The organism is Streptomyces sp. NPDC047085, from assembly GCF_040643735.1.
In the GTDB taxonomy this organism is placed as follows: domain Bacteria; phylum Actinomycetota; class Actinomycetes; order Streptomycetales; family Streptomycetaceae; genus Streptomyces.
The window spans coordinates 144,073-156,588 of sequence record NZ_JBEYUW010000018.1; the positions used below are offsets into that span (position 1 = coordinate 144,073).

The 12,516-nt window shown below is 70.0% G+C and carries 13 protein-coding genes and 1 rRNA gene; 3 read left to right on the forward strand and 11 right to left on the reverse strand.

Annotated features, from left to right (window positions below; genetic code table 11):
• Positions 1–221 precede the first annotated feature (221 nt).
• Positions 222–506: a glutaredoxin family protein gene (locus ABZ865_RS38970; protein WP_361241256.1), complete on the reverse strand. Its 285-nt coding sequence runs from the start codon at positions 504–506 to the stop codon at positions 222–224.
• Between the two features lie 94 nt (positions 507–600).
• Here ABZ865_RS38970 and ABZ865_RS38975 point away from each other — a divergent pair, with 94 nt between their 5' ends.
• From ABZ865_RS38975 to ABZ865_RS38985, 3 genes are all read left to right on the forward strand, one after another.
• Positions 601–1,530, forward strand: a complete 930-nt coding sequence (locus ABZ865_RS38975; protein ID WP_361241259.1) for an HAD-IB family hydrolase — start codon at positions 601–603, stop codon at positions 1,528–1,530.
• A 356-nt stretch (positions 1,531–1,886) separates the two neighbouring features.
• Positions 1,887–2,666: an ECF subfamily RNA polymerase sigma factor, BldN family gene (locus ABZ865_RS38980; protein WP_361241262.1), complete on the forward strand. Its 780-nt coding sequence runs from the start codon at positions 1,887–1,889 to the stop codon at positions 2,664–2,666.
• Positions 2,667–2,915: 249 nt separating this feature from the next.
• Complete coding sequence (locus tag ABZ865_RS38985; protein ID WP_361241265.1) at positions 2,916–4,154, forward strand: DUF5667 domain-containing protein; 1,239 nt, start codon at positions 2,916–2,918, stop codon at positions 4,152–4,154.
• Between the two features lie 247 nt (positions 4,155–4,401).
• On the opposite strand, the gene ABZ865_RS38990 is transcribed toward ABZ865_RS38985, so the two are convergent.
• From ABZ865_RS38990 to rrf, 10 genes are all read right to left on the reverse strand, one after another.
• The gene (locus ABZ865_RS38990; protein WP_361241267.1) at positions 4,402–5,457 is read right to left on the reverse strand and encodes a lysophospholipid acyltransferase family protein; all 1,056 of its coding nucleotides are present in this window, start codon (positions 5,455–5,457) and stop codon (positions 4,402–4,404) included.
• A gap of 34 nt (positions 5,458–5,491) precedes the next feature.
• Complete coding sequence (locus tag ABZ865_RS38995) at positions 5,492–6,553, reverse strand: NAD-dependent epimerase/dehydratase family protein (RefSeq protein WP_361241270.1); 1,062 nt, start codon at positions 6,551–6,553, stop codon at positions 5,492–5,494.
• Between the two features lie 233 nt (positions 6,554–6,786).
• On the reverse strand, positions 6,787–6,885 hold the full coding sequence (locus tag ABZ865_RS39000) for an AURKAIP1/COX24 domain-containing protein (RefSeq protein WP_003948845.1): 99 nt from the start codon (positions 6,883–6,885) through the stop codon (positions 6,787–6,789).
• A gap of 133 nt (positions 6,886–7,018) precedes the next feature.
• The gene (locus ABZ865_RS39005) at positions 7,019–7,231 is read right to left on the reverse strand and encodes a helix-turn-helix domain-containing protein (RefSeq protein WP_159399367.1); all 213 of its coding nucleotides are present in this window, start codon (positions 7,229–7,231) and stop codon (positions 7,019–7,021) included.
• 129 nt (positions 7,232–7,360) lie between these two features.
• Entirely contained in the window at positions 7,361–8,176 is an 816-nt protein-coding gene (locus ABZ865_RS39010) for a phosphatase (protein WP_361241273.1), read from the reverse strand.
• 228 nt (positions 8,177–8,404) lie between these two features.
• The gene (locus ABZ865_RS39015) at positions 8,405–9,577 is read right to left on the reverse strand and encodes an acetoin utilization protein AcuC (protein WP_361241275.1); all 1,173 of its coding nucleotides are present in this window, start codon (positions 9,575–9,577) and stop codon (positions 8,405–8,407) included.
• On the reverse strand, positions 9,528–10,766 hold the full coding sequence (locus ABZ865_RS39020; protein ID WP_361241278.1) for an MFS transporter: 1,239 nt from the start codon (positions 10,764–10,766) through the stop codon (positions 9,528–9,530). Before ABZ865_RS39020 ends, ABZ865_RS39015 begins: the two co-directional genes overlap by 50 nt.
• Positions 10,767–10,852: 86 nt before the next feature.
• Positions 10,853–11,617, reverse strand: coding sequence for a VC0807 family protein (locus tag ABZ865_RS39025; RefSeq protein ID WP_361241281.1), 765 nt, complete (start codon positions 11,615–11,617; stop codon positions 10,853–10,855).
• A gap of 92 nt (positions 11,618–11,709) precedes the next feature.
• Positions 11,710–12,354 carry an HAD family hydrolase gene (locus ABZ865_RS39030; RefSeq protein WP_361241284.1) on the reverse strand — a complete coding sequence of 215 codons (645 nt, stop codon included), beginning with the start codon at positions 12,352–12,354 and terminating at the stop codon, positions 11,710–11,712.
• A gap of 71 nt (positions 12,355–12,425) precedes the next feature.
• Positions 12,426–12,516, reverse strand: a 5S ribosomal RNA gene (gene rrf / locus ABZ865_RS39035); the annotation flags it as partial.

The window sequence follows — 12,516 nt, forward strand, 5'->3', positions numbered from 1 at the left end:
CCCGGCCAACGTGACCGGGGTCACGCGCGTCGATCCCGGGGCAACACCAGGGGGCAAAACGACACACTCCTCATGAATCCCGCCCCCGAGACCAAACCGTCGTCGATCCTAAGCGACATTCGACCCGGACTTGTACTGCTCGGTCAGTTCCCGGTCACCTCCCCGCCGGTTCCCGTTCGCTTCCGTGCCCTTTCCCGGTCACCGGCCCGTCGCCCTGTCCGTCATCCGCCGGTCAGCTCCTTGCGCAGACGGCCCTCGTCCACCCGCCAGAAGGTGTGCTGACGGCCGTCGACGAGGACGACGGGGATCTGCTCCCAGTACTGGTCGTGCAGCTGCTGGTCCTGGGTGATGTCCTTCTGTTCCCAGGGCACGCCGAGTTCGCCGCAGACCTTCTCGATCACGGCCTGCGCGTCGTCGCACAGATGGCAGCCGGGCTTGCGGATGAGGGTGACCAACCGCTCCTGAGGTGCGGTCTTGCGCCGGAAGAGAGGACTCATGTCGGCCATTCTCGCGCTTCTTTAACGACGCGGTCGCGGAGAGTTCACACCGTTCAAACCCCACGACTCCGGAAGTGCCGAACAGACTGGCTATGCTCACCGCATGGCCGCTCTCGGATGGCTCACTCCCCGTAGGCGCTCCGCCACGGCGCGGAGCGTGTTGGCAGGCGAGGCCTCGGCAGAGGCCGCCCGCAAGTCCTCGCAGGAGGCACAGGAAGCCCAGCAGGTCGCCGACCAGGAACCCGAGTTCCCGGTCATCGGCGACGACAAGGCCGCCGCCTTCTTCGACCTCGACAACACCGTGATGCAGGGCGCCGCGATCTTCCACTTCGGGCGCGGCCTGTACAAGCGGAAGTTCTTCGAGACCCGCGATCTCGCCAGGTTCGCCTGGCAGCAGGCCTGGTTCCGGCTCGCCGGGGTCGAGGACCCCGAGCACATGCAGGATGTACGGGACTCCGCGCTGTCCATCGTCAAGGGCCACCGCGTCGCCGAACTGGAGACGATCGGCGAGGAGATCTACGACGAGTACATGGCCGACCGCATGTGGCCCGGCACTCGCGCCCTCGCCCAGGCCCACCTGGACGCCGGCCAGAAGGTCTGGCTGGTCACGGCCGCGCCCGTCGAGATCGCCCAGGTCATCGCCCGCCGCCTCGGCCTCACCGGCGCGCTCGGCACGGTGGCGGAGTCGGTCGACGGCATCTACACCGGCAAGCTGGTGGGCGAGCCGCTGCACGGCCCGGCGAAGGCGGAGGCGGTGCGCGCGCTGGCCGCGGCGGAGGGCCTGGACCTCTCCCGCTGCGCCGCGTACAGCGACAGCCACAACGACATCCCCATGCTGTCCCTGGTCGGCCACCCCTACGCCATCAACCCGGACTCCAAGCTCCGCAAACACGCCCGGGAAAAGGACTGGCGCCTGCGCGACTACCGCACCGGCCGCAAGGCCGCCAAGGTCGGCATCCCGGCGGCAGCGGGCGTCGGCGCGGTCGCGGGCGGCACGGCAGCGGCGATCGCCCTGAGCCGACGCCGGCGGTAGCCCGGCGCCGTCGGCCGCCTGACCGCCGCAGATGCCAGCGGCACCTCTCAGCGAGCAGCGCCCCATCCCCGGTCCAGCAACAGTCCCGCGCGCCCGAATTATGCCGCGGCCATTTCAACACGCCCCGTACCTCACCGAAACAGGGCTCATTTCGATCAACAACCGGTCAAGCTACGGCACTTGAGCAGGCGTCAATCGGTAACAGAAGCGACGCAATCGATGATTTGAGCAACTCGGTGTAGCAGGGCCTGCACGAAGCGTTATTCTCCTCAGACGCAAACCGGTACCTCTCCGTCCCTACGACGGGTGAACGGTTCCGCACTGAACGTGATGGAAGCTCTGCCTCTGGGAGTCCCGTGTACCCACACGTCGGGGTTGACGCCTCGGGCCTGGCTACGCTGCGCGCATCGGTCGCGGCGGTCAAAGCGACGCTGCGCGGCCTCGTCCCCACCGCGTACGCCGTCCCCGCCTTCGCCACCGCCGCACCCCTGGGCCCGTGCTACGCACTGGCCGAGGGCAGCGCCGCCGTCGGCAGACGCGGCCGCTCCGCCGGCGCCGCCACCGCCCGCCGCCCGGCCGCCGACAGCGACAGCGCCCGGATGATGGACCTCGTCGAGCGCGCCCAGGCGGGGGAGGCCGAGGCCTTCGGGCGGCTGTACGACCAGTACAGCGACACCGTGTACCGCTACATCTACTACCGGGTCGGCGGCAAGGCGACCGCCGAGGATCTCACCAGCGAGACCTTTCTGCGGGCCCTGCGGCGCATCGGCACCTTCACCTGGCAGGGCCGCGACTTCGGCGCCTGGCTGGTGACGATCGCCCGCAACCTCGTCGCGGACCACTTCAAGTCCAGCCGCTTCCGCCTCGAGGTCACCACCGGCGAGATGCTCGACGCCAACGAGGTGGAGCGTTCCCCGGAGGACTCCGTCCTGGAGTCCCTCTCGAACGCCGCCCTGCTGGACGCCGTACGCCGGCTCAACCCCCAGCAGCAGGAGTGCGTGACGCTCCGCTTCCTCCAGGGCCTCTCGGTCGCCGAGACCGCCCGGGTGATGGGCAAGAACGAGGGCGCCATCAAGACGCTCCAGTACCGGGCCGTACGCACCCTCGCCCGGCTCCTGCCGGACGACGCGCGCTGAGCCGGGCCCCGGGCCGCGACCACTCAGAGCAACAATCAACTCACGTTCCGTGAAAGCACGTTGACTTTCCGATCGGATCATCCGGCGTCCGTAACCCAAGTGCCGAGCCGCTCGTTGTGCGGGATACAGGCTCCCTGTGGTCACGCCCTGGCCGCCCCTGATCGCTCGATCGGGTGGAACTGGTCGTGGGCGTGCAACCCTCAGGACCCCCTGGGGAGTCGACCGTCATGACGAGAGGAGGTGCCGCCAGTGATCGCGAACGTATCGGCCCACCGGCGGGCGAACGCCTTCGCCCAGGCCCTGGAGGAGCAGTCCGACCGGGACACGGCGGCCGAGCAGTCCGCAGCACGGGCGGGATCGCCGCCGACCACCGAGGAACTGTCCGAGCAGGGCGAGCTGTTGGCCCTCGCGGCAGATCTCGGCGCGCTGCCCAGGCCGCAGCTCGACCCCGAGGTCAAGGTCGTCCAGCGCGCCCAGCTGGTGGCCGCGATGGAGGCCATGCTCCAGGAGGGCACGGCGGGCGGGGCGGCGGATGCGTCGGTGCCCGGGCAAAGAGCACGGGGGCGGGGCGCGCACCGGGCGAGTCCGCTGGGCAAACTGCGACCGCGGTCCCGGCTGGCCAAGGGGCTCACCGCGGGCGGGCTCAGTGTCGGCGTGGCCGCGAGCGCCTTCGGCGGAGTCGCCGCCGCGAGTTCCGACTCGCTGCCCGGCGACTCGCTGTACGGGCTCAAGCGCGGCATCGAGGACTTCAGGCTCAACTACCTGAGCGACGGTGACGACGAGCGCGGCCAGACCTACCTCGACCAGGCCTCCACCCGGCTGAGCGAGGCCCGCCGGCTCATGGAGCGCGGCCGCGGCGGCCAGCTCGACCACGAGTCCATCGGCGAGATCCGCCGCACCCTGTCCGGGATGCAGCACGACGTGACCGAGGGCCATCGCCTGCTGCACGCGGCCTATGAGGCCGACCCCGACTCCCTGGGCCCCATCCAGGCCCTCTCCGCCTTCTCCCGGTCCCACCGCGAGACCTGGAGCGCGCTGAGCGACAAGCTGCCCCTGCAGCTCGGGGACGTCAGGGACCAGGTGTCGTCCGTCTTCGACGCCATAGACCAAGAGGTCGCCCCGCTGCAGTCCCTGCTCCCGCAGCCGTCCGCCGAACCCGGCGACGGCACGCGGCAGGGCTCCGGCTCGGCGTCCACCGGCTCCTCCTCCGGCACCCACCGGTCGACCGCCCCCAGCAGCGGCGGCACACCGTCCTCCGGCAAGCACGCGAGCCCCGGGAGCCCCAGCGGCTCGGCGGCCACCGGCGACACCGAGGACGGCCTGCTCGGGGGCACCACGGGCGGCCTGCTCGACCCGCCGCACATCGGCTCCCAGGGCAGCTCCCCGTCCGCCGGCAAGTCCCCGACGAGCGAACCGGACGTCACCCTCCCACCGCTCCTGCCAGGCCTGCTCCCCGGCCTGGGCATCGACAGCCAGGACGCGAACTAGCCCATACGGCAACGATGGTGGGGGCACCCCTTCCCGAGCAGGGGCGCCCCCACCATCGTCGTACCCGCACAAACCCCCGACTCAGAAGAACACCGACCGCCTCTGTACCAGCAGCTTGGCCCCTCTTGTCTGCTGTCCTCGCACTGCTTCGCAGGCTTCGGTCAGCTGCGCCGGACTCCGTCCGGCGACCCCGACCGGCCGGGACCCAGCGCCCTTCGGGCGAGCTGCCCTGGAAAACACGTCCTCCTCAGAAGAACACCGACCGCCGCTGCACCAGCAGCTTGTACAGCGTGTGCTGGATCTGTTCCCGGACCTGGTCCGTCAGGTTGAACATCAGCATCGGGTCCTCGGCCGCCTCCGGCGGATAGCCGTCCGTCGGGATCGGCTCGCCGAACTGGATCGTCCACTTGGTGGGCAGCGGCACCGCACCGAGCGGGCCCAGCCAGGGGAAGGTCGGCGTCAGCGGGAAGTAGGGGAAGCCCAGCAGCCTGGCCAGCGTCTTCGCGTTGCCGATCATCGGGTAGATCTCCTCGGCCCCGACGATCGAGCACGGGATGATCGGAGCGCCCACGCGCAGCGCCGTGGAGACGAAACCGCCCCGACCGAACCGCTGGAGCTTGTACCGCTCGCTGAAGGGCTTGCCGATGCCCTTGAAGCCCTCCGGCATCACCCCGACCAGCTCACCCTGCCCCAGCAGCCGTTCGGCGTCCTCGGAGCAGGCGAGGGTGTGGCCCAGCTTGCGGGCGAGCTCGTTGACGACCGGGAGGACGAACACCAGGTCGGCGGCGAGCAGCCGCAGATGCCGGTCGGCAGGGTGGTGGTCGTGCACGGCGACCTGCATCATCAGGCCGTCCAGCGGCAGCGTCCCGGAGTGGTTGGCGACGATCAGCGCCCCGCCCTCGGCCGGGATGTTCTCGACGCCCTTCACCTCGACCCGGAAGTACTTCTCGTACACCGGCCGCAGCAGCGACATCAGGACCTGGTCGGTCAGCTCCTCGTCGTAACCGAAGTCGTCGACCTCGTAGTCCCCGGTCAGCCGGCGGCGCAGGAAGGCCAGGCCGCCGGCGATACGCCGCTCCAGGCCGCCGTCGCCCGACGGCTCCGTACGCGGCTGCTCCTTCGGGGTCACGGGATCATCATCCTGCGGAACCGTCCTGGTGGGCAGGGGCTGGACCGCACCGACCGGTGCCGCCTCCCCGGCACCGCCGCGCCTGCTCCCCGCACCCCGGCGCCGCGCCGGCCGCGGCACGGCACTCGCGCGGGAGCGGTCGTCGTCGAAGGGAATGACCTTGGCGTCCGCCATCGTTGCTGCGCTCCTCGGTTGGCGCTGTCTGGCGCTAATTGGCGCTGTGCGTGGAGAGGTGAGCGCTGCCCTTCGCGGCCAGCGCGGCGATCCGGTCGACGGCCCCGGCGAGAGCCTCCGGCGGCAGCAGCCCCGGTCCCTGGCCGCGCGCGAAGTCCGCGAACGTCTCCGCCGTCGTGTACTTGGGCGTGAAGCCCAGCGTCTCGCGCATCTGGTCGGTGGCCACCACCCGCCCATGGGTGAGCAGCCGGATCTGCTCCGGCGAGAAGTCCGTCATGCCCAGCGTACGCACCAGCGAACCGGCCCAGGTGACCGCGGGCAGCAGCAGCGGCACGATGGGCCGCCCGAGCCGTCGCGAACACTGCGACAGCAGCAGCACGCCGTCCCCGGCGATGTTGAAGGTGCCGCTGTTGAGCGTGCCCCGGCGCGGCTCGTGCGCGGCGATCCGCAGCACCTCGATGACGTCGTCCTCGTGCACGAACTGCAGCCGGGGGTCGTAGCCGAACACGGTCGGCAGGACGGGCAGCGCGAAGAACGCGGCGAGCGGGGTGTCCGCGGTCGGCCCGAGGATGTTGGCGAACCGCAGCACGCACACGGCGACGTCCGGCCGCCGCCGCGCGAACCCGCGCACATACCCCTCGACCTCTACGGCGTCCTTGGCGAACCCGCCGCTCGGCAGCGATTTGGCCGGGGTCGTCTCGGTGAACACGGCCGGATCACGTGACGCGGACCCGTAGACGTTCGTACTGGACTTCACCACCAGGCGCCGCACATTCGGCGACTTCTGGCAGGCACCGAGCAGCTGCATGGTGCCGATGACGTTGGTCTCCTTGACCGTGGCCCGGCTGCCACCGCCCAGCGCGGTGCCGGTCACGTCCATGTGGACGACCGTGTCGGCGCTCGTCTCGGCGAGCACCCGGGCGATCGTCGGCTGCCGGATGTCGGCCTGGATGAACTCGGCACCGCCCAGATGGTGCGCCGGCGGCACCGCGTCCACGGCGATCACCCGGTCGACCTCCGGGTCCCGCTGGATCCGCCGCACGAACCGGCCGCCCAGTTGCCGGGCCACTCCGGTGACGAGCACGACCTTCCCCAAGATCAGCGCCTTCCTTCCCGGTCTCGTGCGAAACCTGGTCCCAGCCCGCGTTCCCCGTGTGCGGCCAACTTAGCGGGTCGACGTTGCGCTGTGATGACCACGCGATGCACGAGGTGGCGGAAATTCCCCAGTCGGAATATGCCTGGCACCCCAATGCCCGGCACCCCCGGACATGGCTGTGGCCCCCCGTCACCTGGACAGGGGGCCACAGCGAGACGCTCTCGCGGCGTCGCTTACTTCTTGTTGCGACGCTGAACGCGCGTGCGCTTGAGCAGCTTGCGGTGCTTCTTCTTGGCCATCCGCTTGCGCCGCTTCTTGATAACAGAGCCCACGACTACCCTCGCTCACTTCTCATCACTCGGTTGTTTGGGCGCCATGGGCCCACACGACCTACGAGGGGCTAGCCTACCCGCTCGAGCGTTGAGCTTGTAATCGAGGTGTCCTCCGGGTCTCCCCGAAGCGTCGTCAGGCTGTCTCCACCCCCACAAAACTCTCGCGAAGGTACTCGTGTACCGCTTGCTCCGGGACGCGGAAGGACCGCCCCACCCGGATCGCGGGCAGATGACCGCTGTGCACCAGCCGGTACACGGTCATCTTCGACACCCTCATCACCGCGGCGACCTCCGCCACGGTAAGGAACTGAACCTCGTTCAGAGGCCTCTCGCCAGCTGCAGCCATGACACACCTGAACCTTCCGCACTCGACGGCCACCGGCTTCCCCTTCCGGTGACTCTTCGTCGTTGCGTGCTCACTCCCCAATGTAGGGGCCTGTGATGCGAGTGGGGAAGAGGTGCACCCACCGCAGGCCTACTGTGACAGACACGCTCGTTTGAGTACGTAGCGGGTAAGCGGACGGTAGTAACTAGACCGCACCCCGTCATCAAGTGGAACGACGACGGACACGGCCCCCTCGGCCTCCCCCACGAACGGCGCGGGATCGTCCGTGTCCGCCAGCCCGATCGCCTCGAACCCCAGCTGACCTGCGCCGCAGACCCAACCATGATCACCGATCACCAGCCCGGGCAGCGGCCCGCCGGCCTCGGCGGCGGCTTCCAGCGCGAGCCGAACCGGGAGCGGCGAGTGACTGTGGACCCAGGGCTCACAACCGGGGCGCTCGGTCCCGGGTTCCCGCACCAACGCAACACCTCGTACGTAGTCCAGGCGGTGCGTGCGTAGACCGAACCGGGTCAATATGTCGACACAGCGACCCTGCGCAGGGGTGAGCACCTCACACCCCGCCGCCGACAGGGCGTCTGCCAGGGCGGCGTAGAACCCGAGCAGCCGGTGCGGATGCCCCGTGCCGAACAGCACCGGCACACCGCCGCGCGCCGCGCTCCGGATCCGCCCGGCGAAGGCGTCCAGCGCGGTCAGCGTCCGCTCCGGGTCGATCACATCCCACCCCGAAGTGTGCCGCGGATCGGCCGACACCCCACACCTGTCCGCCATCAGATCGAGCAACTCCCGCTGCCCCCAGGCACCTTCGGGATCAATCCCGATCAACACCCGGGGATCCCGCGCAGCGAACAGCCGATACCTGCGAAGACTGTCCTCCCTGGCCGTCCCCACCACCCCGGCCAGCCGAGCAGCCAACAGGTGCGTACGCAGGGCAGAGGTCTCCGACACGGCTGCGATGGTGACTCATCCACCCACCCCCACACCCCAAAACCCCAAAACACCCCCCTCTTGGCCTAACCCCGACCCCACACCCCCAGCACCGAGCGCTGGCTCCACCAGCAGGGCGACGCTCGACCCGCACTCGCCCACCCACCGGACCCCCCACCTGTCGGGCACCCTCTCGGCAAAACAGCCACGGGCGGGCGGGCGGGAAAACGGGTTCCACCGGCGGAGCCACTACGCCAACAACCCCCGCAACGGAAACACCGCCCGCCGCGTCGCCAACACCGCCTGATCCAAGCGATCAGCGGGGTCGTACCCCGCCTCCCACGCCGCGAAGGACACCGGCCATCGCCCATCCGTCATCCGCTGCGGAGCAACCCGCCGGGTCCGCGCGTACACCTCCCGCCGCCACCCCTCGGGAATCTCCGTCTCCGGCGCGACCTCCCGCCCCGCGGCGATCCCCACCAGATGCGTCCACGACCGCGGCACCACATCCACCACCGCGTACCCGCCGCCGCCCAGGGCGACCCACTTGCCGCCCGCGTACTCGTGCGCCAGCTCATGACACGCCACCTGCAGGGCCCGCTGCGCGTCCAGCGAGACAGCGAGATGCGCCAACGGATCCTCGAAGTGCGTGTCGGCCCCGTGCTGCGACACCACCACCTGCGGCCGGAACTCCGCGAGCAGCTCCGGCACCACCGCGTGGAACGCCCGTACCCACCCCGCGTCCCCGGTCCCCGCCGGAAGGGCGACGTTCACGGCCGCCCCCTCCCCGGCCCCGGCCCCGGTCTCCTGCGGCCACCCGGTCCCCGGGAACAACGTACGAGGATGCTCGTGCAGCGAGATCGTCAGTACCCGCGGATCCTCCCAGAAGGCGGCCTGCACCCCGTCCCCGTGATGCACGTCCACGTCCACGTACGCGACCCGCTCCGCCCCCAGCTCCAGCAGCCGCGCGATCGCGAGGGCCGCGTCGTTGTAGATGCAGAACCCCGACGCGCCCCCGGGCATCGCATGATGCAGCCCGCCCGCGAAGTTCACGGCGTGCTCGACGTCGCCCCGCCACACCGCCTCCGCGGCCCCGACGGACTGCCCGGCGATCAGCGCGGAGACCTCGTGCATCCCGGCGAAGGCCGGATCGTCGAGCGTGCCGAGCCCGTACTCACCCTGGGCCCCGGCCGGATCCGCCGACGCGACCTTCACCGCGTGGATGTAGTCCTCCCGGTGGACCAGCCGCAGCGTCGACTCCCCGGCCGGCTTCGCCGCGACGACCTCCATCTCCCGGTCGAGCCCGAAGGCCCCCACGAGTTTCCGGGTCAGCTCCAGCCGGACCGGATCCATCGGATGGTCCGGGCCGAAGTCATAGCCCGTTACTGCCTCGTCCCACATCAGCTGTGCGCGGCCGCTCATGCCCGCCACCGTATCGGTCCGGTTGAGCGGCGAACGACCTGGCGTACACCAACGTCACCAGCACCAACACCATCGGCACAAGCATCGCTCCCCGATAGCTCCACACATCGCCGAGCGCCCCCACCAACGGCGAACCGACCAGGAAACCGACGTAATTGAAGATGTTCAGCCGTGCGACGGCCGCGTCCGACGCCCCGGGGAACAACCGCCCCGCCGCCGCGAACGTCTGCGGCACCAGCACGCACAACCCCAGCCCCAGCAGGGTGAACCCGAGCATCCCCACCCAGGCCCCCGGCGCCGAGGCCACCACCGCGAACCCACCGGCCGCCACCAGCGTCCCCAGCCGTACGACCGTCACGGCCCCGAACCGCCGCACCCCGAAGTCCCCGATGGCCCGCCCCACCAGCGTGGTCACCATGTACACGTTGTACGGCACGGTCGCCAGCTGCTCCGAACTCCCCAGCACATCCTTCAGATACTTCGCGCTCCAGTTGGAGACGGTCGAGTCCCCGATGTACGCGAAGGTCATCACCAGACACAGCGGCAGCAGCAGCTTGAAGACCACACCCCCACCGGCACCCCCACCGACGGCTTCGCCACCCGACCCGGCCCGCTCCGCCGCGGCCCCCGCGGCCCCGTCGACGTACCACCGGCTCCCCACCAGCGTCGCCGGCAACAGCACCGCCACCACCGGCAGATACGACACCCACAGCGCCAGATGCCAGTGCGCCCCCGCCCAGGCCAGCGAGGCCCCGAGGATCCCGCCCAGGCTGTAGGCCGCGTGAAAGCTGAGCATGATGCTGCGCCCGTACGACCGCTGCAGGCTCACCCCGAGCATGTTCATGGAGGCGTCCAGCGCCCCCACGGCCAGCCCGAACACCCCGAGCGCGACCGCCAGCTCGGCCACCTGGCCGCCCGCCCCGGCACCGAGCAGCGCCAGCAGCACCACCGGCTGGGACCAGCGCAGCAGCCGGCTGGGCCGTATTCGCTTCACCAGCTGCTCGGTGCTCACGCTGCCGACACCGGCGAGGATCGGTACGGCGGCCAGAAAGACCGGCAGCAGCGCGTCGGAGACGCCGTACCGGTCCTGGATGGCCGGGATGCGCGTCACGAGGAGGGCGAAGGTGGCGCCCTGGGCGAAGAAGCTGAACGCCAACGAGGCCCTACCGCGCCGCAGCACATCAGTCATGGCGGCGAGCGTAGGGCCCCGGGCTACCCCTGGGTAGATCCAGCCAAAGATGAATTTCCTTCAGCTTTGGCGGAGCGGAGGGTGGGTCAGGCGGCGACGGCGACCTCCGTCGCCCTGGCGGTGTCCTCCCCGGCCTCCCCCGCCTCCCCGGACTCCCCGGCCTCCACCTCGGCGGCGAGCAGGCGCCCCATCGGCTCGGCGGCGAGACCACCACTGATCACAAAGGTCATCCCCATCACGACGACCATCATGACCCCGCCCAGCCAGACCATGGTGTCCACGGGGAGGGTGTACGCGCCCACCACCCGAGCCACGCACTCGACGAGCAGCGCCACGCCCCACACCACGGAGAACATCCGCTCACGGCGCAGGAACTCGGCCGAGCCGGCCACCGCCCCCGACACCAGCCGCTGCCAGGCGGCCTCCTTCGCCGCGTCGCCCTTCACCAGGAAGGGCTTCATGCCCGCGGTCATCATCGGGCGGCCGAGGGCCACGGAGACCAGGATGCCGATGGCGACCGTGCTGCTGACCGCACCGTCCTTGGCGAGCATCAGCCGCGGATCCCCGGAGACGAAGCTGAGCAGCAGCGAGACGACATTGACGACCAGGATGAGGCCGGCCAGGGCGTTGGTCCTCCGCTCCCTGACCAGACCCCACACGGTCCGGACCGCCGGCACCACGCTGCTCCAGGCGAGCGCCGCGAAGGTGCTCGTCCCGAAGGCGTCCTTGAAGAGGTAGTACGAGCCGAGCGGCACCGCCACATCCACGAGCAGCGGCCTGAAGTGGTCCAGCGCGCTCGGGTTCTGCTTCCGGTCCTTGCCTCGGCCCTGGTTCCCCGTGTTCTTCGTCATGCCCTCAGCTTCGCCGCCGGCAGGGGTCCGCCAGTAGAAACGATCGTCCGGAGGTCCGCATGACAATTGTCAGCCCGGGCGGCTGTCTCAGGTCATACCAGCAGGTCAGCCAACTCACCCATGCCGACGAAGAGTTGCGTAGCCCCCGCGAGCCGCTCCGCCGGCGTCATCGCGGTGAACCCGTACACGTCCATCCCGGCTGCCACGGCCGCCTGTACGCCCAGCGGAGAGTCCTCCACGACCGCACAGCGCTCCGGGGCGACACCCATCCGCTCGGCCGCGTACAGGAAGAGGTCGGGTGCCGGCTTGCCCCGTCCGACATCCTGCGAGCTGAAGACGCGGTCCTCCTCGAACCACCGGTCGAGGCCCGTCGTCCGGTGCCCCACCCGGATGCGCTCATGACTCCCGGAGGACGCCACGCAGTACGGCACTCCGTCCGCGGCCAGCTTCTCCAGTACGTCGCCGACGCCAGCCACGGGCTTCAACTCCCGCTCGAACGCGGCGAACACGCGCGCATGGAAGACATCGTCGAAGTCGTCCGGCAACCGCTGCCCCGTCCGCTCCAGCACCAGGTCGTGAATGCGGTGCATCGCCGACCCCATGTAGTCCCGGATGGAGTCCTCGTACGTCGTCGGGTGCCCCAACTCGGTCAGATACGTGGCGAGCAGTCGGTTGGAGATCGGCTCGCTGTCGACAAGGACGCCGTCATTGTCGAAGATGATCAAGTCGTAGCGCATACCCCGACCCTAAAGGACCCTGAACGCAGAAAACCCCCGCATCCGAAGATGCGGGGGTTTTCCCAAGATTTGTTCGGCGGCGTCCTACTCTCCCACAGGGTCCCCCCTGCAGTACCATCGGCGCTGTGAGGCTTAGCTTCCGGGTTCGGAATGTAACCGGGC

Excerpts from the sequence above, each read along its gene's own strand:
- ABZ865_RS38970 (WP_361241256.1), bottom strand. The coding sequence starts at position 506 with ATGGCCGACATGAGTCCTCTCTTCCGGCGCAAGACCGCACCTCAGGAG.
- ABZ865_RS38975 (WP_361241259.1), top strand. The coding sequence starts at position 601 with ATGGCCGCTCTCGGATGGCTCACTCCCCGTAGGCGCTCCGCCACGGCG.
- ABZ865_RS38990 (WP_361241267.1), bottom strand. The coding sequence starts at position 5,457 with ATGGCGGACGCCAAGGTCATTCCCTTCGACGACGACCGCTCCCGCGCG.
- ABZ865_RS39005 (WP_159399367.1), bottom strand. The coding sequence starts at position 7,231 with ATGGCTGCAGCTGGCGAGAGGCCTCTGAACGAGGTTCAGTTCCTTACC.
- ABZ865_RS39015 (WP_361241275.1), bottom strand. The coding sequence starts at position 9,577 with ATGAGCGGCCGCGCACAGCTGATGTGGGACGAGGCAGTAACGGGCTAT.
- ABZ865_RS39020 (WP_361241278.1), bottom strand. The coding sequence starts at position 10,766 with ATGACTGATGTGCTGCGGCGCGGTAGGGCCTCGTTGGCGTTCAGCTTC.
- ABZ865_RS39025 (WP_361241281.1), bottom strand. The coding sequence starts at position 11,617 with ATGACGAAGAACACGGGGAACCAGGGCCGAGGCAAGGACCGGAAGCAG.
- ABZ865_RS39030 (WP_361241284.1), bottom strand. The coding sequence starts at position 12,354 with ATGCGCTACGACTTGATCATCTTCGACAATGACGGCGTCCTTGTCGAC.